We start from the raw sequence: 18,085 nt of genomic DNA, 5'->3' as shown, positions 1-18,085 counted from the left end.
AGCTTCCCCTACAGGTAAGTGAAGATTACTTAACTTCTACAGAAGCGCCAACTTCTTCAAGTTTAGCTTTAAGCTCTTCAGCTTCTTCTTTAGCAATACCTTCTTTAAGTGGTTTTGGAGTGTTGTCAACAAGTTCTTTAGCTTCTTTCAAGCCAAGACCAGTGATTTCACGTACAACTTTGATAACTTTGATTTTTTGAGATCCTGCACCAGCAAGGATAAGATCGAATTCGCTTTGCTCTTCAGCAGCTCCGCCTGCAGCAGCTCCGCCAGCTACAGCTACAGGAGCAGCAGCAGTTACGCCAAATTCTTCTTCGATTGCTTTTACTAGGTCGTTCAATTCAAGTACAGTTGCTTCTTTAACGGAAGCAATGATTTCTTCGATATTTAAAGCCATTTGTAATTCCTCCATTTTGTTTTAATTTATGAAAAACTGATTAGATTAAGCGCCTTGTTCTTCCTTTTGTTCTGCCACAGCTTTTGCAGCAAGAGCAAGGTTGCGAACTGGAGCTTGAAGTACGCTAAGCAACATAGAAAGCAAGCCTTCGCGTGATGGAAGTTCAGCAAGAGCTTTCACTTCTTCAACAGTAGAAACTTTACCTTCGATAACACCAGCTTTGATTTCAAGAGCTTCGTGATTTTTAGCGAAGTCATTAAGAACTTTAGCCGGAGCGACAACATCTTCAGTGCTGAATGCGATCGCGTTCGGTCCAGTTAAGAAATCATTCAAACCATTAAGCTCAGCTTGTTCAACCGCACGGCGAGTCATCGTATTTTTGTAAACTTTGAACTCAACGTTAGCTTCGCGAAGCTGTTTACGAAGTTCAGTTACTTCAGAAACGTTAAGTCCGCGATAGTCAACGATGATCGTTGATTTACTTTCTTTCAGTTTAGAAGCAATTTCTTCAACAACAACTTTTTTTGTTTCAATTGCGCTGCTCATGGTTACACCTCCTGTAGATTCTTGTGTAACACTTATACCGTTAGGTGATCACGACTGAGACGACGGATTCCATATAAAAAGCCTCCATGAGACATGGAGGCTGTATATACAAGCATACGTAACGTAATAGCTGTGATAATATACACCTCGGTAGGATAATTAAGCGGTTAGGCCCCTACTGTCTACGGTATAAATGATATTCTATTTTACAACATTTTGAATAATATCAGAATGTTGATGTCATGTCAATATTATTTTACGTTAAAAGTTGAAGAGTCTACTTTGACACCAGGTCCCATAGTAGAAGTTACAGCAACATTTTTCACGTAAACGCCTTTAGCTGCAGCAGGTTTAGCTTTAAGGATTGTATCGTACATTGTTGTGAAGTTCTCAACAAGTTTTTCATCCTCGAAAGAAACTTTACCGATAGGAACATGAATGTTTCCAGCTTTATCAACGCGGTATTCAACTTTACCAGCTTTGATTTCGCCGATCGCTTTCTCAACTTCGAAAGTAACTGTACCAGTTTTAGGGTTTGGCATTAAACCTTTTGGTCCAAGTACACGACCAATTTTACCAACTTCACCCATCATGTCAGGTGTAGCTACGATAACATCGAAATCGAACCAGCCTTGTTGAATTTTGTTGATGTAGTCAGTATCGCCTACGAAATCTGCACCAGCAGCTTCAGCTTCTTTCGCTTTTTCGCCTTTTGCGAAAACGAGAACGCGCTGAGTTTTACCAGTTCCGTTTGGAAGCACAACTGCTCCACGGATTTGCTGGTCGTTTTTACGAGGGTCAACCCCTAAACGGAAAGCCACTTCAACTGTAGCGTCGAATTTAGCTGTGTTTGTTTTTTTAACGAGAGCTACTGCTTCAGAGACGTCGTAAGCTTTAGAACGGTCTACAAGCTTAGCAGCTTCAACGTACTTTTTACCTTTTTTAGCCATTTTAAAATTTCCTCCTTATGTGGTTATAGCGGAATAACCTCCCACGAATAAGGGTTGCGAACTTGTTAAAACTCGCAACCCGACAAGAAACAAATTAATCCTCGATTACAATACCCATACTGCGGGCAGTACCTTCAACCATGCGCATTGCCGCTTCAACGTCTGCTGCGTTTAAGTCAGGCATTTTCGTTTCAGCGATTTCGCGTACTTTATCGCGCTTAACGGTTGCCACTTTATTACGGTTTGGTTCACCAGAACCAGACTCAATTCCAGCTGCTTTTTTAAGCAATACTGCAGCAGGTGGAGTTTTTGTAATAAATGTAAATGAACGGTCTTCGTAAACCGAAATTTCAACAGGAATGATTAAACCAGCTTGGTCAGCTGTACGAGCGTTAAACTCCTTACAGAATCCCATGATGTTAACACCGGCTTGACCAAGTGCAGGTCCAACTGGTGGTGCTGGGTTAGCTTTTCCAGCAGGAATTTGCAATTTTACAACTTTAACTACTTTTTTAGCCACGAGACACACCTCCTTAAGTCCGTGATGTGGTAATAGGGTAAACCCTCCCACTCAAGGTTTCATTCTTTATATGAATGACGAAATATCATGCTAGTTGCCTTGGATAAGTCCAAGACGTACCTTTGCTATATTATCATTTATATATAGCAATTTCAAGTTTTTTCACATTACAATTTATCGATTTGGGTAAATTCCAGCTCAACCGGCGTTTCACGGCCAAACATATTAACGAAAACTTTGACCTTGCTTTTATCATAATCAATCTCTTCAATTGATCCTGTAAAGTTAGCAAAAGGTCCGTCTATTACTTTCACTGTCTCTTTCAGTTCAAAGTCAATATCAGTTTTTCGTTCATCCATGCCCATTCTCTTCAGAATGGTTTCTGCTTCGCCCGGAAGAAGCGGCGTCGGTTTTGAACCTGACCCGGCAGATCCTACGAATCCAGTAACGCCCGGCGTGTTGCGGACGACATACCAAGAGTCGTCTGTCATTACAATTTCAACAAGCACATAACCAGGGAATACTTTCTTTTTCACGACTTTTTTCTTGCCGTTTTTGATATCTGTTTCTTCTTCTTCGGGTACGACTACACGGAAAATTTTATCCTGCATCCCCATTGATTCAACACGTTTTTCCAAGTTGGCTTTTACTTTATTCTCATAACCAGAGTACGTGTGAACAACATACCAATTCTTTTCCATTCTATTCAGGACTGTCCAGTCCTTCCCTCCCCGCATTTGGTTTTAGTGAATTACCATAACGCTTCAAAAAATAGGCGGCAAGCCTATGATAACTTTCATTTTAAGCCACAATAAAAAACCCGCTGAACGGGTTTTGGCAAGTAATATTATGATCTATTATAGCACGTATTGCTGATCATTATTCAACTATTAAACGAATTAATTGAGAAATTCCTGTGTCAAGGAGGGCAAAAAAGATAACAAAAAAGATAACTGTTGAAATTACCGTAATGGTATAACGCGTTAACTCTTTTCCTTTAGGCCAGCTTACCTTTTTCATTTCTTTCCCAACATCTTTAAAGAATTTCATAATACGCATGTAAAAGACCTCCACAATTTAAAAGCGCAAAAACTATTTTGTTTCAAGATGAGCTGTATGTGAATTGCAAGTACTGCAGTATTTCTTTACTTCTAATCGCTCAGCCGCTGATGCAGAGCTCTTCATTGTCGTATAATTACGGTTTCCGCATGTCTTGCATGCTAACGTAATCTTTTTTCTCATGTCATTACACCTTTTTCTAAATAGACATTAGTTCTTATCTTTAGTAACATATCATAGTCAGAAAAATACTGTCAATATAGCATAAATTCCTATTACAAACTGATTTCGCGAATTTCCAAGTACTTCTCCAGCTTGCGTTTCACACGCTGAAGGGCATTGTCGATCGATTTCACATGTCGGTTCAGTTCATCAGAAATCTCTTGGTAACTTCTCCCATCGAGATATAAGACGAGTACTTTTCTCTCTAAATCACTTAATAGTTCTCCCATTTTCATTTCAATATCATCAAATTCTTCCTGATTAATGATCATTTCCTCAGGATTTAAGGTTTTCGCTCCTGAAATGACATCCAGCAGCGTTCGGTCTGATTCTTCATCAAAAATCGGTTTATCTAATGAGACGTAGGAATTCAAAGGAATGTGTTTCTGGCGAGTAGCTGTCTTTATTGCGGTAATAATTTGGCGGGTAATACATAATTCTGCGAAAGCTTTGAATGAGGTAAGCTTGTCCTCTTTGAAGTCACGAATAGACTTATAGAGGCCTATCATGCCTTCCTGAACAATATCCTCTCTGTCCGCCCCTATTAAGAAATAGGATCTTGCTTTTGCCCGAACAAAGTTTCGGTACTTCGTAATCAAGTAATCTAACGCATCACTGTCCCCAACATGAACCTTTTCAATGACCTGCTCGTCCTCCAACTGGCAAAACTGCTCTTTGTTGAATTTTCCCTTGTTGTTCTGTAGATTCACTCCGATCCCCCCGGCGCACGTAGATAGAAATATTATACAGTATTGGGCAAAAAAGCGTCAACTTAATCTAAGTCTCCCCGCCTCCACTTTTCAAACGTTTTCAAAACCTCTTCCGATAAAGCAATTTTACCCGCCGGCTTTTCGGAAGTGATTTTTCTTACCCGTCTCTCTATTCGCCTTTCAATCGTTTCTACCTCTCTCAAAAGCTCCCGGGCCGATTTCCGCAATGCCCCCTGTCCGAAAATCGCCCACTGCTCAGTATAGTCAGAGGTCGCAACGTGAATTTGAGTCGCAATATTATTCAAAGCCTGAGCGAGCTTTTCTATCCGCTCATCAGCCGTCTCATTTTCTTTTGTAAAAATTACTTCAACTCTATGGTTGGTCTGTTTTTTCTCAAGCCCTTTTACGAGATGCGCGTCAAAAACAACAATAACCCTGTTTCCTGTATACGATTGATATTCCGCCATTTTCTGAATCAGTACGTCTCTCGCCTCTTCAAAACTGTTCGCTTTTAAATCCTTCAGCTGCGGCCAGGCTCCAATCATGTTGTACCCGTCTACTAACAGGATATCCATGGGTCTTTATTCTCCCAGAGGGTTTCGTTTCCGGTAGACTTCATACATCAAAAGACCAGCCGCGACAGATGCATTTAGTGAAGTTACCTTTCCGGCCATCGGGAGTTTAATGAGAAAATCGCACTTTTCCTTTACAAGACGGCCCATCCCTTTTCCTTCACTTCCGATGACTAGAGCCAAAGGCATATTGCCGTCCATATTACGGTAATCCTCACGCGCGGACGCATCCGTTCCGACAACCCAGATTCCCCGCTCTTTCATCTCTTCTAACGTCCGTGCCAAATTGGTGACTCTTGCTACAGGAATGTGCTCAATTGCTCCTGTTGAAGCTTTTGCCACTGTTGTTGTCAGCCCGACAGCTCTCCGTTTTGGAATGACGATGCCATGAGCGCCGACCGCATCTGCTGTCCTCATAATGGAACCAAGATTATGAGGGTCTTCAAGCTCGTCCAGAATGAGGAAGAAAGGCTGTTCATTTTTTTCTTCGGCTGCTTTATATAAATCGTCCAGTTCTGCATATTCATACGCTGCAACCTGTGCCACTACGCCCTGATGCTGTCCTGTCACCATTTGATCGAGTTTTTTTCTCGGGACGTATTGAATCGTGATTCCCTGCTTTTTGGCAAGCTCAATCACTTGCTGTGCTTGTCCCTTTACGGTGTTTTCCGCCATCCACAGCTTATACAGCTTCCGATCAGATTTTAACGTCTCGATCACTGCATTTTTCCCTATGACGTAATCATGTTGCTGACTCATTTGTTTTCCTCCCTGACGTCCCGAATTGTATAGCTTCGGCTACGAGCTGACTAAGTCGTTCCTCTTTTTTCTCTAGAAAAAGGTAGCCCAGAAGCGCTTCAAATGCTGTACTGTAGCGGTACGTCTGAACATCTGTATTTTTAGGTGTTGTCCCTGACTTGGCATTTCTGCCTCTTTTCAGCACCGCTTCCTCTTCTTCCGTAAAAAATGATTGATTCTGCAGAAAAAATAGGATCTCAGCCTGTGACTTTGCTGAAACAATCCGGCTTGATTTCTTATGAAGATCATTTGGTTTGGTAAAGCCCTGCTTAAGCAGGTGATGCCTGACATACACTTCAAAAATGGCATCACCTATATAAGCAAGCGCAAGACCGTTAAGCTGCTTAGAATCTTTTATCGTATCAAATTCAAGCATCTGTTATTCTCCCCGTTTCCAGCGAGTGCCTTGAGCCGTATCTTCAAGAATGATATTCATGCTTTTCAGCTGGTCGCGGATCTGGTCTGACAATGCAAAATCGCGATTCCGGCGCGCTTCATTTCGCTTTTCGATTAAGTCTTCAATCTCTTGATCGAGAAGTTCCTGCTCACCCAACGAAAAACCAAGGACAGAAACAATGCGGTCAAACATCTCAATAAACGCCGTAATCACATGATCAGCCGTATGATCTTTCTGAAGATAGTAATTGGCGTGTTTCGCTAAGTCGAACAAGACAGAAATCGCATTCGCCGTATTAAAATCATCGTCCATCGCTTCTTCGAATGCTTTGCGGTGTTCTTCAACTTTTTCAAACCATTGATCGTCATCTTCGGTTAAATTCGTACTGCTGTTCAGACGGTGCTGAAGATTGCTGTACGCTGTTTTTAAACGGTTGAACGCGCTTTTCGTATTCTGCAGAAGCTCTTCTGAATAGTTAATCGGATGGCGATAATGAACAGATAGCATAAAGAATCTCAAAAGCTGCGGATCATGCTGTTTAATGATGTCATGCACAAGCACAAAGTTGCCTAGTGATTTTGACATTTTTTCATTATCAATATTGATATAACCATTATGAAGCCAGTACTTCGCAAACGTTTTGCCTGTCAGCGCCTCAGATTGCGCAATTTCGTTTTCATGGTGAGGGAATGTTAAATCCTGTCCGCCCGCATGGATATCAATCTGGTCACCGAGATACTTTTTCACCATTGCTGAGCATTCAATGTGCCAGCCCGGACGTCCTTTCCCCCAAGGGCTATCCCAAGAAATTTCTCCTTCTTTTGCCGCTTTCCACAGTGCGAAATCAAGAGCATCTTCTTTTTTCTCGCCGACTCGGATGCGTGCACCTGATCTAAGTTCATCGATTGATTGCTGAGAAAGCTTTCCGTACCCTTCAAATGCTCTGGTTTTGAAATATACGTCACCTTCTGATTCATATGCGTAGCCCTTTTTCACGAGCTGATCTACGAATTCGATAATGGCATCCATGTTCTCCATTACTCGCGGATGAAGGTCGGCTTTTCGGCAGCCGAGCGCACCTACGTCTTCAAAGTATGCTTTAATAAAACGCTCTGAAATGGTGGGTACATCCTCACCGAGTTCATTTGCCGCTTTAATTAATTTATCGTCTACGTCTGTGAAGTTAGAGACATACTGCACATCATAGCCTTTATACTCTAAATAGTTTCTAACTGTATCGTAAACGATTGCCGGACGCGCGTTCCCGATATGAATGTAATTGTAAACCGTGGGTCCGCATACATACATTTTCACTTTTCCCTCTTCAAGAGGAACGAATGTTTCCTTCTGTCTAGTCAATGTATTATAAAGTGTGATTGTCATTTTTGATTGATCCTTTCTTTTCTGTCTTCAAGTTCTGCCTTCAGCTCTAAAATCTGCTGTTCCAAAGACTTAAAGCGGTCAGCAACTGGATCGGGCAAATCCTGATGGTTTAAATCGCGTCTTACTTTCTTGCCATTTTGTACAACGACCCGTCCAGGGATACCGACAACTGTTGAAAAATCAGGAACATCATGCAGCACTACTGAACCAGCCCCAATCTTTGAGCCTTCACCGACCGTAATAGAACCGAGCACTTTAGCACCTGTGGCTATCAATGCGTCATCTTTAATCGTTGGGTGCCTTTTTCCCTTTTCTTTCCCCGTTCCCCCGAGGGTAACCCCCTGAAAAACGGTTACGTTATTGCCGATTTCACATGTCTCCCCAATGACAACCCCCATGCCGTGGTCTATGAAAAATCTTCTCCCGATTGTAGCGCCGGGGTGGATTTCTATCCCGGTAAAAAATCGGCTTACTTGAGATATAAGGCGTGCAAGGAAATAAAATTTTCGTTTATATAAAGCATGTGCAATCCGATGCGCCCATATAGCATGTAAACCGGAATAAGTTAAAATCACTTCAAAATAGCTTCTTGCTGCGGGATCTTGATCGAACACAGTATCAATGTCTTCTTTGAGCATTCTAAAAAACACATGCTTCCCCCCGTTTCTCTATCTGATTTCCTCTACCCAATAAAAAAAGCGTCTCTGCATGTAAACATGACAGAGACGCTTTAACCGCGCGGTTCCACTCTGTTTGAAAAGCAGACTTCTGCTCTCCCAACTTCAGCCTGTAACGGCGGCGGCCGCCTTTGAATACTGGTTTCAAAAAACGTTCTTCAAAGGTCTTAAGGGCGCACTTCTAAAACCCGGCTCATGGATCTCTCTCAGCCAATGGAGATCCTTTCTGTAATGGCCTAAAGCTTTATACTCTTCCCTGTCAACAATCATTTATTTAGATATTTTTTAAACGCTGAATTGCAGTCTCTTTACCGATCAATTCAATTGATTGCGGCAGTTCCGGACCGTGAGTTTGCCCTGTTACAGCAACACGAATCGGCATAAACAGTTTTTTCCCTTTATGGCCAGTTTCTTTCTGCACTGCTTTGATCGATGCTTTGATGTTATCCGGAGTGAACTCCTCAAGCTCTTCAAGCTTCGCTGCGAATGTACTGAGCACTTCAGGAACCTGTTCTTCTTCCAGAACAGCTTTCGCTTCTTGATTATACTCGATCTCATCCGTAAAGAACAAATCAGTCAGCTCAACAATTTCCGCACCGTAGCTTAATTGCTCATGATACAGGGAAATCAGTTTACGAACCCACTCTTGTTCTTCAGCAGAAAGCTCAGTGCCAACTTTGCCCGCTTTTTGCAAATGCGGAAGCGTCAGTTCAACAACCTGATCAAGATCCAGCTTCTTCACATATTGGTTGTTAACCCATTTTAGCTTATGCATATCAAACAAAGCTGGTGATTTAGATAAACGATTTACATCAAAAATTTCAATAAACTGCTCTTTTGTGAAAAGCTCTTCTTCTCCAACCGGTGACCAGCCTAGCAGTCCGATAAAGTTGAACAGCGCTTCTGGCAGGTAGCCAAGCTCTTTGTACTGCTCGATGAATTGAATAATGGATTCATCACGTTTACTGAGCTTTTTACGGCTTTCGTTTACGATCAGCGTCATGTGTCCGAACTGAGGAATATCCCATCCGAATGCTTGATAAATCATAATCTGTTTCGGTGTGTTAGAAATATGATCCTCACCGCGCAGCACGTGTGTCATTTTCATTAAGTAGTCATCAATCGCTACCGCGAAGTTGTAAGTCGGCGTTCCGTCCTTTTTCACAATAACAAAGTCGCCGATGCCATCTGATTCAAAAGAAATTTCGCCTTTTACGATATCATTGAAGGCGATAATTTTTCCTTCCGGCACGCGGAAACGAATACTTGGTTTTCTGCCTTCAGCGATAAATTTCTCCTGTTCTTCCTGAGTCAGGTCTCTGTGTTTTCCGGAATAACGAGGCATTTCTCCGCGGGCAATCTGTTCTTCACGCTCTTTTTCAAGCTCTTCTTCCGTACAGTAACATTTATAAGCAAGCCCTTTTTCAAGAAGCTCTTCATAGTACACTTTATAGATATCGTTACGCTCGGACTGACGGTATGGGCCGTACTCTCCTCCGACATCCACACTCTCATCCCAGTCAATACCTAGCCACTTCAGATAATTCAGCTGGCTTTGTTCTCCGCCCTCAATATTGCGCTTTTTATCTGTATCCTCAACTCGAATGATAAACTTACCGCCTTGATTGCGGGCAAATAAATAATTAAAAAGCGCCGTTCTGGCATTTCCAATATGCAAATGTCCGGTTGGACTCGGTGCATAACGGACGCGTACTTCGTTTCCCATTTTCAAATACTTCCTTTCATGTCATGTATGGCCTCAGGCAAAAATGTATGAATCTATTCTACCACCAAATAGACCCGGCATCAAAACAAGTTAGCCTTTTTGTATCAGTACTGTCGCCTGAGCCGCTATTCCTTCCGCCCGGCCTGTAAATCCAAGCTTTTCTGTCGTTGTTGCTTTTACATTTACTTGAGAAACTTCTGCCTCAAGGCCTTCAGCAATTCTTTTTCTCATATCTTCTATGTACGGCAGCATCTTCGGCTTTTGCGCTATGATGGTGCAATCAATGTTCCCAAGGACATACCCCTTCTGTTTCACGATTCCCCAGACATGCTGAAGTAATTTGAAAGAATCTGCGTCCTTGAACTCGGGATCTGTGTCAGGAAAATGCTTGCCGATGTCTCCTTCACCCACAGCTCCCAGGCAGGCGTCAGCGACAGTATGCAGCAATACGTCTGCATCAGAATGGCCAAGCAGCCCTTTTTCGTACGGGATTTCAATTCCGCCAATAATGAGAGGACGGCCCTCAACTAATTGATGCACATCAAATCCTTGTCCAATTCTAAACATGTTTATTCCCACTTTCTGATTCCATGATAGCTTCAGCTGACGTCAAATCGTCTGGCGTCGTCAGCTTAATATTTGTATAGCTGCCTTCTACAACACGGACCGAACCGCCCTCCATCTGTTCAACGAGGCTGGCGTCATCCGTCCCTAAAAATCCCTTACGCTCGGCCTCAGCGTGAGCCTTCATCAATAAAGAAAGACGAAAAGCTTGTGGCGTTTGGACAGCCCACAAGCTTGAACGTTCAATCGTCTCACTGACTTGTAAATCTTGAACGCGTTTAATCGTATCTTTTACCGGAACAGCAAGGATGGCCGCTCCTGTCTGTTCCGCCTCTGCGATCAGTTCGTCAATTTGTTCATGTTTTATAAATGGGCGGGCACCGTCATGTACAAGGACAATCTTTTCCTGCTTTACGGCTTTCAGCCCCTTATACACACTGTGCTGACGCTCATCTCCGCCTGCAACAAGCTCAATCGATGTTTGAAACGGATAATCGGTCAGCATTTGCTGAAAGTGCTCCCGCTCCAGCTCGTTAATCACCAAGATGATTTTTTCGCACTGCCGGTGGCTGTCAAACACTCTTAACGTGTGTATGATCACCGGGTCTCCTTTCAGCTCAATGAACAGTTTATTTCTCCCTGCCTTCATCCGCTTTCCCTGACCGGCTGCAGGAATCACCACATCATAACTCATTGTTTTTTCTCCCTTTACAGCGCCTTCTCCAACAGCTTAGGCTTCGCAAAAATCATTCGTCCCGCTGCTGTCTGCAGCACACTTGTGACGAGTACATCAATATGCTTGCCGATATAATTGCGTCCTTCTTCAACGACAATCATCGTACCGTCATCCAAGTAGGCAACTCCCTGATTATGCTCTTTCCCGTCCTTAATGACCTGAACATTCATTTCCTCGCCAGGAAGCACAACAGGCTTGACCGCATTGGCAAGGTCATTAATGTTTAATACTGCTACCTTCTGAAGCTCGCACACTTTATTTAAATTAAAATCATTCGTCACAACGACCCCGGATGTCAGCTTAGCAAGTTTGACGAGCTTGCTGTCAACCTCCTGAATATCTTCAAAGTCGCCTTCGTAAATTTCAACTTCAATGTCTAATTCTTTCTGAATGCGGTTCAGGATATCAAGACCGCGGCGTCCTCTGTTTCGTTTTAAAACATCTGAAGAGTCTGCAATATGCTGCAATTCCTCAAGGACAAACTGCGGAATCACGATAACTCCCTCTAAAAAACCAGTCTGACAAATATCTGCTATTCTCCCATCAATAATAACACTAGTGTCCAAAATTTTCAGCTTCTTGTCTTGAACCTCATGTTCTTCATCAGCTGTTCCTTTTTTCTTTTGCATTCTGGCGGAAATGGAAAACAGGCTGATCAATTCATCCTTTTTCTTAAAGCCCACCTGGAAGCCGAGATAACCGAGGAAGAAAGCCAAAAATACAGGAATTATTGTGCTGAATATGCGGTAAGGTATATTGTCTAAAGGAATAACATTTACGATAAGATAAGCAATTATAAGTCCAAAAACTAAGCCAAGACTTCCAAATAACAAATCTGGAACCGGCGCTTTTAACAATGAATCCTCTATCCACTTCACCCAGTTCACAACGTATTCTGTACCCCATATACTGATGAGAAAAAAGATAATTGCTCCTATTGCCGCAGACGTATATGCGTTTGTTATTAAAGGTATGTCCTGTATATTTAACAGTACAAACAATTCAGGTATCAAAAATATACCAACAACGCCGCCAAAAATAATGAAGAACGCCTGAACTATTCGTTTTAACATACCCCCACCTCCTTTTTTAACATTTTAATTTCACAAAGTCTTATGCATCCTACGAATATCAGAATAAACAAAAACCAACATTAATATACCCGTATTCATAAGGTTTTAACCGAAATCACAGTTGTCTGTCTAAATAATGCTTCTCTTGCAGGCGTTTTAATCCTTTTTTGATTTTTTGGGCTCGTACTTCACCGATTCCCTCTACTTCATCTAATTCTTCTGCACTCGCCTCAATAATCCTTGGCAGGACTCCAAATGCTTCTACAACATTTTCAACAATCGGCATCGGAAGACGCGGTATCTTATTTAACAGCCTGTATCCTCTCGGCAATACATAATCATCAAGATTAGTAGAAGCAGGGTAACCGAGAAGCTTATACACAATGGAATCATCCAGCAGATCATAACTGGACATATCCTGCAGCTCCTTCAAGAGAACAAACGGATCTTTAATCTTTTCTTTTACATAGTCCTTAATAAATAAAGCGGCCTCTTCTTCCATATCCGTAATCAATTCAATGACTTGCAGTTTGATCAGATGCCCTTCTGTCCCCAGCTCTTTGATATACATATTAATTTCGTTTTTGATTCTCAGTACCATTTCATAACGATGCATGACAGACAAGACATCACTGAAGGTAACAAGTTCCTCAAACTCTAACGCGTTCAGTGCATTAATCGTTTTATCGAGGATTGTCTTATACTTTTCAAGTGTTTGAATGGCTTGGTTCGCCTTGGTTAAAATAAATCCTATGTCTTTTAGTGTATACTTCATGTTTTCCTGATATAACGTTATGACATTTCTTCTTTCAGAAATAGCGATTACAAGACAGCCAGTTTGCTTAGCTACTCTTTCGGCAGTTCTGTGCCGCATTCCTGTTTCTGATGAAGAAATTGTGGCATCCGGCATCAGCTGAGTATTCGCGTAGAGGATCTTTTGACCCGAATCACTTAAAATGATCGCTCCATCCATTTTAGCCAACTCATATAAATGCGCCGGAGAAAAAGCCGTGTTTATGTGAAAGCCGCCGTCCACCACTTCTTTTACTTTATCATTATATCCAACAACAATCAGACCGCCTGTATTTGCTCTCAAGACGTTTTCCATCCCCGCTCTGAGCGGTGTACCCGGAGCAACAAACTGCAATATAGATGACAGGTCTAACTCGTGTTTCGCCCCTTTTTTCTCTTTTTCCATCTATTATCCTCCTAATGAAGTACGAAGCGCTTCTGCAACATTTGCTACTCCGATAACCTCAATCCCTTTTGGTTTTGTCCATCCGTCCAGATTTGCCGCGGGTATGATCATGCGTTTAAAGCCAAGCTTTGCCGCTTCTTTCACACGCTGTTCAATTCTTGAAACCCGCCGGACTTCTCCGGTTAATCCCACTTCTCCAATAAAACAATCTGCAGGATTTGGAGGTGTGTCTCTAAAACTTGATGCGATACTAATCACAATCGCAAGATCAATTGCCGGTTCATCAAGCTTAACGCCGCCAGCCACTTTCAAATAAGCATCCTGATTTTGCAGCAGCAGTCCAACTCTTTTTTCTAACACAGCCATTAACAGAGAAACCCTGTTATGGTCTATTCCCGTTGCCATACGCCTTGGGTTGCCAAAGCTTGTTGGCGAGATGAGCGCCTGAATTTCAACGAGAATCGGTCTAGTGCCCTCCATAGAGGCAGTGATACTCGAGCCTGCGGAACCAGCAGAGCGTTCTTCTAAGAAAATTTCCGAAGGATTCAAAACCTCAGTGAGCCCCTCTTCCCGCATTTCGAAAATGCCCATTTCGTTTGTAGATCCGAAACGGTTTTTTACAGCCCGCAAAATACGGAAAGTATGGTGGCGTTCTCCTTCAAAATATAAAACAGTGTCAACCATATGCTCCAACAGTCTCGGACCTGCAATAGACCCTTCTTTCGTCACGTGCCCTACGATAAAAATCGGAATACCTTTTGTTTTTGCGATTTTCATCAGCTCAGCAGTACATTCTCTGACCTGTGACACACTGCCTGGAGCCGATGTAATATCGCTTTGGTAAACCGTTTGAATAGAGTCAACAACGACAAACGCTGGATTCATCTCTTGTATAGCAGACGAAATATACTCCATATCGGTTTCAGATAAAACATGTAGTGACGGATTATTAATGCCAAGACGGTCTGCTCGCAGCTTCGTTTGCTTTACAGATTCTTCTCCCGAAATATACAGGACACTGTTTGATGAGCCTGATAATTGAGCGGAAACCTGCAGTAATAGCGTTGACTTTCCGATACCAGGATCACCGCCAATTAAAACGAGGGAGCCTTTAACGACACCTCCGCCGAGTACTCTGTTAAACTCGCCAAGCTGGGTTTTGACGCGGGGTTCTTCTGATGTTTCGATTGATGTAATAGGTGAAGGTTTCTGTACAGTTTGAACAGAATGAGAAAAAGCCGCTCTCCGATTGGCCGGTGCTTTTTTAATCATTTCTTCCACCATTGTATTCCAAGCACCGCAGCCCGGACATTTCCCCATCCATTTTGGAGACTCGTAGCCGCAGGATTGGCAGATGAATTTCGATTTTGTTTTAGCCATATATAGTGTAAGACCTCTCCCTTGTTCTATTTCTTGATATGAAAGTGAGGCATACACTTACATGCTGTATGCCTCATTTCCGTCTTCTATATTAATTCGTTTTAGCAGTCGTTTTTACGACAAATTCGCCATCTTCTACATCAAGAACAATATGCTGTCCTTTATGAATATTTCCTCTGAGGAGTTCTTCAGATAAACGATCCTCGACATGTTTTTGGATCGCTCTTCTTAACGGACGGGCACCGTATTCCAGGTCAACGCCCTCTTCCGCGACTTTCGCTTTTGCTGCATCTGTCAATTCGATAGAAAGATCTTGTTCTTTCAGGCGTTTCGTTAATTGATCAGACATTAATGACACAATTTCAGTAAGATGTTTTTTCTCAAGTGAATGGAAGACAATGATTTCATCAATACGGTTGATGAACTCAGGTCTGAACGCTCGTTTCAATTCACCCATCACTTTATCTTTCATGTCTTTATGATTTTGAGTTTCATCCTGAACGTTAAAGCCGACATATTTATTGCGTTTCAGCTCACTTGCTCCGACGTTTGATGTCATGATCAGAATGGTATTGCGGAAATCGACTGTGCGTCCTTTAGAATCAGTCAATCGTCCGTCTTCAAGAACTTGCAGAAGGATATTGAAGACATCAGGGTGCGCTTTCTCGATCTCATCAAGAAGCACGACAGAGTAAGGTTTTCTTCTGACTTTCTCTGTCAATTGACCGCCTTCATCATATCCCACATATCCTGGAGGTGAACCAACAAGTCTTGAAGTTGAGTGTTTTTCCATGTATTCAGACATATCAATTCTGATCATGGATTCTTCATCGCCAAAAATGGATTCAGCAAGTGCTCGTGCAAGCTCTGTTTTACCTACACCTGTAGGGCCTAAGAAAATGAATGAGCCGATTGGGCGTTTAGGATCTTTCAATCCTGCTCTCGCACGTCTGACGGCTTTTGCAACAGCTACAACCGCTTCATCCTGGCCGATGACGCGGGAATGAAGAATGTTTTCCATATTGAGAAGCTTATCAGTTTCAGTTTGGGCGATTTTAGATACAGGCACACCGGTCCAGCTGGATACAACCATCGCAATATCATCCACAGTAACCTCTGAGTTTTCCTGCCCTTGCTTCTCTTTCCATGATTTCTTCGTATCCTCTACTTGCTCGCGCAGGCGTTGTTCAGTATCACGCAAGGAAGCAGCTTTTTCAAACTCTTGGCTTTGCACTGCCGCATCCTTCTCTTTGCGAACCTCATCAAGCTTCTGCTCAAGCTCTTTTAAGTTAGGAGGCGTTGTAAATGAGCGCAGTCTCACCTTTGAACCTGCTTCATCGATCAAGTCAATTGCTTTATCCGGAAGGAAGCGGTCAGAAATATATCTGTCAGAAAGCTTAACCGCAGCTTCAATGGCATCATCAGTGATAGAAACGCGGTGGTGGGCTTCGTATCTGTCACGCAGACCTTGTAAAATTTGAATACTTTCATCTACAGATGGCTGATCAACCTGAATCGGCTGAAAACGGCGTTCCAGTGCTGCATCTTTTTCAATATATTTACGGTACTCATCAAGAGTCGTTGCACCAATACATTGGAGTTCGCCGCGAGCAAGTGAAGGTTTTAAAATATTAGATGCATCAATAGCACCTTCTGCTCCGCCTGCCCCGATTAATGTATGGAGTTCATCGATGAATAGAATGATATTTCCTGCCTGGCGAATTTCATCCATGACCTTCTTCAGGCGATCCTCAAATTCTCCGCGGTATTTTGTGCCGGCAACAACTGTTCCCATGTCTAATGTCATCACACGTTTATCACGCAAAATTTCGGGTACTTCATTATTGATAATTTGCTGTGCCAAACCTTCTGCGATTGCCGTTTTACCTACACCTGGTTCCCCAATGAGAACAGGGTTGTTTTTCGTTCTGCGGCTTAACACTTCAATGACACGCTGGATCTCCTTGCTTCTGCCGATTACAGGGTCAAGGCTGTCTTCCTTCGCAATAGCAGTTAAGTCTCTTGCCAAGCTGTCAAGCGTAGGCGTATTCGCATTGCTGTTTGTTCCTGCCGCTGATGATCCTGTTTCATTACTTCCTAGAAGCTGGAGCACCTGCTGTCTTGCTTTATTTAAGCTGACACCGAGATTATTCAGAACTCTCGCAGCAACACCTTCTCCTTCACGAATCAGACCAAGAAGAATATGTTCTGTTCCAACATAAGAATGACCGAGTTTTCTTGCCTCATCCATTGAAAGCTCAATGACTTTTTTAGCTCTAGGAGTATAATGAATCGTTTGAGACATTTCCTGCCCGCGCCCGATCAAACTTTCTACTTCTTTCTGAATTTTATCTGAACCGAGTCCAAGCGCTTGAAGAGCTTTAGCAGCAATGCCCTCTCCTTCTCTTACCAGTCCTAATAAAATATGCTCAGTGCCAATGTTATTATGACCTAACCGAAGTGCTTCTTCCTGTGCTAGCGCCAGTACTTTTTGAGCTCGTTCTGTAAATCTTCCAAACATCATATCGATTCATCCTCCTGTCTTTTCCCATTCATTTCTAAGTGAAGCCGTTCTCTGATGAGAGCCGCTCTTCGAATGTCCCTTTCGTTCGGACGCAAAGCGCCTCCCGAGTATTGCTGTAAAAATCCTGGCTGCGTCAAAATCATAAGTTCGTTAAGTATGTTGCTTGAAAGTCCTTTTATAATGCCTAGGTCTATGCCTAACCGAACATCTGAAAGGCACTTTGCAGTTTCTTTCGATTCTATCATCCGGCAATTAGACAAGACCCCATAAGACCGATATACCCGATCCTCAAGTTCGATTTTAGAAGTTTGATAAATCGCTTCTCGGGCAGATCGTTCTTGTTCAATCAACTGAGCAGCAACACTGTTAAGATCCTCTACAATATCCTGCTCTGACTTACCAAGCGTGATCTGATTTGAAATTTGAAAGATATTCCCTACTGCTTCGCTGCCTTCCCCATAAATTCCTCTAACAACTAAGCCTAATTGATTAATTGCCGGTATAATTCGATTTATTTGCCTAGTTAAAACCAGTGCCGGCAGATGCATCATGACCGAAGCCCTTAAACCTGTACCTACGTTTGTAGGACAGCTGGTTAAGTATCCTCTTTGCTCATTGAATGCATAATCAACTTTTTCTTCGATCCAGTCGTC

General features: G+C 42.6%; 21 protein-coding genes and 2 other annotated features (1 of these 23 running past the window's edge). All 21 genes read right to left on the bottom strand.

What is annotated here, in order from left to right; genetic code table 11:
- Positions 1 to 25 precede the first annotated feature (25 nt).
- The gene (rplL, locus tag NYE20_RS00670) at positions 26 to 397 is read right to left on the bottom strand and encodes a 50S ribosomal protein L7/L12 (RefSeq protein WP_003156436.1); all 372 of its coding nucleotides are present in this window, start codon (positions 395 to 397) and stop codon (positions 26 to 28) included.
- Positions 398 to 442: 45 nt separating this feature from the next.
- Positions 443 to 943, bottom strand: a complete 501-nt coding sequence (gene rplJ / locus NYE20_RS00665; RefSeq protein ID WP_003235042.1) for a 50S ribosomal protein L10 — start codon at positions 941 to 943, stop codon at positions 443 to 445.
- A 65-nt stretch (positions 944 to 1,008) separates the two neighbouring features.
- Positions 1,009 to 1,149, bottom strand: a sequence feature (ribosomal protein L10 leader region).
- Positions 1,150 to 1,194: 45 nt separating this feature from the next.
- A complete protein-coding gene (gene rplA / locus NYE20_RS00660; protein ID WP_003235040.1) occupies positions 1,195 to 1,893 on the bottom strand; it encodes a 50S ribosomal protein L1 in 699 nt (232 codons plus the stop codon).
- Between the two features lie 94 nt (positions 1,894 to 1,987).
- Positions 1,988 to 2,413, bottom strand: coding sequence for a 50S ribosomal protein L11 (gene rplK / locus NYE20_RS00655; protein ID WP_003156430.1), 426 nt, complete (start codon positions 2,411 to 2,413; stop codon positions 1,988 to 1,990).
- A 167-nt stretch (positions 2,414 to 2,580) separates the two neighbouring features.
- Positions 2,581 to 3,114: a transcription termination/antitermination protein NusG gene (nusG, locus tag NYE20_RS00650; protein WP_003225764.1), complete on the bottom strand. Its 534-nt coding sequence runs from the start codon at positions 3,112 to 3,114 to the stop codon at positions 2,581 to 2,583.
- A gap of 178 nt (positions 3,115 to 3,292) precedes the next feature.
- Positions 3,293 to 3,472, bottom strand: coding sequence for a preprotein translocase subunit SecE (secE, locus tag NYE20_RS00645; protein ID WP_004399676.1), 180 nt, complete (start codon positions 3,470 to 3,472; stop codon positions 3,293 to 3,295).
- A gap of 33 nt (positions 3,473 to 3,505) precedes the next feature.
- Positions 3,506 to 3,655: a 50S ribosomal protein L33 gene (gene rpmG, locus NYE20_RS00640; RefSeq protein WP_003156421.1), complete on the bottom strand. Its 150-nt coding sequence runs from the start codon at positions 3,653 to 3,655 to the stop codon at positions 3,506 to 3,508.
- A gap of 92 nt (positions 3,656 to 3,747) precedes the next feature.
- Entirely contained in the window at positions 3,748 to 4,404 is a 657-nt protein-coding gene (sigH, locus tag NYE20_RS00635) for an RNA polymerase sporulation sigma factor SigH (RefSeq protein ID WP_003225758.1), read from the bottom strand.
- Positions 4,405 to 4,466: 62 nt separating this feature from the next.
- Entirely contained in the window at positions 4,467 to 4,979 is a 513-nt protein-coding gene (rae1, locus tag NYE20_RS00630; protein WP_003235032.1) for a ribosome-dependent mRNA decay endonuclease Rae1/YacP, read from the bottom strand.
- Positions 4,980 to 4,985: 6 nt separating this feature from the next.
- On the bottom strand, positions 4,986 to 5,735 hold the full coding sequence (gene rlmB, locus NYE20_RS00625; protein ID WP_014475598.1) for a 23S rRNA (guanosine(2251)-2'-O)-methyltransferase RlmB: 750 nt from the start codon (positions 5,733 to 5,735) through the stop codon (positions 4,986 to 4,988).
- Positions 5,719 to 6,150, bottom strand: coding sequence for a mini-ribonuclease 3 (locus NYE20_RS00620; RefSeq protein WP_004399685.1), 432 nt, complete (start codon positions 6,148 to 6,150; stop codon positions 5,719 to 5,721). The genes rlmB and NYE20_RS00620 overlap by 17 nt, the downstream gene beginning before the upstream one ends.
- A gap of 3 nt (positions 6,151 to 6,153) precedes the next feature.
- Positions 6,154 to 7,554: a cysteine--tRNA ligase gene (gene cysS, locus NYE20_RS00615; RefSeq protein WP_161621302.1), complete on the bottom strand. Its 1,401-nt coding sequence runs from the start codon at positions 7,552 to 7,554 to the stop codon at positions 6,154 to 6,156.
- Entirely contained in the window at positions 7,551 to 8,204 is a 654-nt protein-coding gene (gene cysE, locus NYE20_RS00610; protein WP_003225749.1) for a serine O-acetyltransferase, read from the bottom strand. The genes cysS and cysE overlap by 4 nt, the downstream gene beginning before the upstream one ends.
- Positions 8,205 to 8,272: 68 nt before the next feature.
- Positions 8,273 to 8,503: a binding site (T-box leader), on the bottom strand.
- Positions 8,504 to 8,505: 2 nt separating this feature from the next.
- Positions 8,506 to 9,957, bottom strand: coding sequence for a glutamate--tRNA ligase (gene gltX, locus NYE20_RS00605; RefSeq protein WP_014478617.1), 1,452 nt, complete (start codon positions 9,955 to 9,957; stop codon positions 8,506 to 8,508).
- 90 nt (positions 9,958 to 10,047) lie between these two features.
- Positions 10,048 to 10,524, bottom strand: a complete 477-nt coding sequence (gene ispF, locus NYE20_RS00600) for a 2-C-methyl-D-erythritol 2,4-cyclodiphosphate synthase (RefSeq protein WP_014475594.1) — start codon at positions 10,522 to 10,524, stop codon at positions 10,048 to 10,050.
- Complete coding sequence (gene ispD, locus NYE20_RS00595; RefSeq protein ID WP_161621301.1) at positions 10,517 to 11,215, bottom strand: 2-C-methyl-D-erythritol 4-phosphate cytidylyltransferase; 699 nt, start codon at positions 11,213 to 11,215, stop codon at positions 10,517 to 10,519. Before ispD ends, ispF begins: the two co-directional genes overlap by 8 nt.
- A 14-nt stretch (positions 11,216 to 11,229) precedes the next feature.
- Complete coding sequence (locus tag NYE20_RS00590) at positions 11,230 to 12,330, bottom strand: PIN/TRAM domain-containing protein (RefSeq protein ID WP_003235014.1); 1,101 nt, start codon at positions 12,328 to 12,330, stop codon at positions 11,230 to 11,232.
- Positions 12,331 to 12,445: 115 nt separating this feature from the next.
- Entirely contained in the window at positions 12,446 to 13,528 is a 1,083-nt protein-coding gene (gene disA / locus NYE20_RS00585; RefSeq protein ID WP_003225736.1) for a DNA integrity scanning diadenylate cyclase DisA, read from the bottom strand.
- Between the two features lie 3 nt (positions 13,529 to 13,531).
- A complete protein-coding gene (radA, locus tag NYE20_RS00580) occupies positions 13,532 to 14,908 on the bottom strand; it encodes a DNA repair protein RadA (RefSeq protein WP_014475593.1) in 1,377 nt (458 codons plus the stop codon).
- 91 nt (positions 14,909 to 14,999) lie between these two features.
- On the bottom strand, positions 15,000 to 17,432 hold the full coding sequence (gene clpC / locus NYE20_RS00575) for an ATP-dependent protease ATP-binding subunit ClpC (RefSeq protein ID WP_014475592.1): 2,433 nt from the start codon (positions 17,430 to 17,432) through the stop codon (positions 15,000 to 15,002).
- Positions 17,429 to 18,085, bottom strand: partial view of a protein arginine kinase gene (locus NYE20_RS00570; protein ID WP_003235007.1) — the 3' portion only. Its footprint extends 435 nt past the window's final position; only the last 657 of its 1,092 coding nucleotides appear in the window; its start codon lies beyond the right edge, outside the window — the gene reads right to left on this strand; the stop codon is at positions 17,429 to 17,431. The genes clpC and NYE20_RS00570 overlap by 4 nt, the downstream gene beginning before the upstream one ends.

Source organism: Bacillus sp. FSL R5-0416 (genome assembly GCF_037975425.1).
GTDB lineage: Bacteria > Bacillota > Bacilli > Bacillales > Bacillaceae > Bacillus > Bacillus subtilis.
This window is presented reverse-complemented; position numbering and strand designations above follow the sequence as displayed.

Bases quoted from the DNA above. Each gene is read 5' to 3' on its own strand.
- rplL (WP_003156436.1), bottom strand. From the start codon at position 397: ATGGCTTTAAATATCGAAGAAATCATTGCTTCCGTTAAAGAAGCAACT.
- rplJ (WP_003235042.1), bottom strand. From the start codon at position 943: ATGAGCAGCGCAATTGAAACAAAAAAAGTTGTTGTTGAAGAAATTGCT.
- rplA (WP_003235040.1), bottom strand. From the start codon at position 1,893: ATGGCTAAAAAAGGTAAAAAGTACGTTGAAGCTGCTAAGCTTGTAGAC.
- nusG (WP_003225764.1), bottom strand. From the start codon at position 3,114: ATGGAAAAGAATTGGTATGTTGTTCACACGTACTCTGGTTATGAGAAT.
- secE (WP_004399676.1), bottom strand. From the start codon at position 3,472: ATGCGTATTATGAAATTCTTTAAAGATGTTGGGAAAGAAATGAAAAAG.
- rpmG (WP_003156421.1), bottom strand. From the start codon at position 3,655: ATGAGAAAAAAGATTACGTTAGCATGCAAGACATGCGGAAACCGTAAT.
- rae1 (WP_003235032.1), bottom strand. From the start codon at position 4,979: ATGGATATCCTGTTAGTAGACGGGTACAACATGATTGGAGCCTGGCCG.
- rlmB (WP_014475598.1), bottom strand. From the start codon at position 5,735: ATGAGTCAGCAACATGATTACGTCATAGGGAAAAATGCAGTGATCGAG.
- NYE20_RS00620 (WP_004399685.1), bottom strand. From the start codon at position 6,150: ATGCTTGAATTTGATACGATAAAAGATTCTAAGCAGCTTAACGGTCTT.
- cysS (WP_161621302.1), bottom strand. From the start codon at position 7,554: ATGACAATCACACTTTATAATACATTGACTAGACAGAAGGAAACATTC.
- gltX (WP_014478617.1), bottom strand. From the start codon at position 9,957: ATGGGAAACGAAGTACGCGTCCGTTATGCACCGAGTCCAACCGGACAT.
- ispF (WP_014475594.1), bottom strand. From the start codon at position 10,524: ATGTTTAGAATTGGACAAGGATTTGATGTGCATCAATTAGTTGAGGGC.
- ispD (WP_161621301.1), bottom strand. From the start codon at position 11,215: ATGAGTTATGATGTGGTGATTCCTGCAGCCGGTCAGGGAAAGCGGATG.
- NYE20_RS00590 (WP_003235014.1), bottom strand. From the start codon at position 12,330: ATGTTAAAACGAATAGTTCAGGCGTTCTTCATTATTTTTGGCGGCGTT.
- disA (WP_003225736.1), bottom strand. From the start codon at position 13,528: ATGGAAAAAGAGAAAAAAGGGGCGAAACACGAGTTAGACCTGTCATCT.
- radA (WP_014475593.1), bottom strand. From the start codon at position 14,908: ATGGCTAAAACAAAATCGAAATTCATCTGCCAATCCTGCGGCTACGAG.
- clpC (WP_014475592.1), bottom strand. From the start codon at position 17,432: ATGATGTTTGGAAGATTTACAGAACGAGCTCAAAAAGTACTGGCGCTA.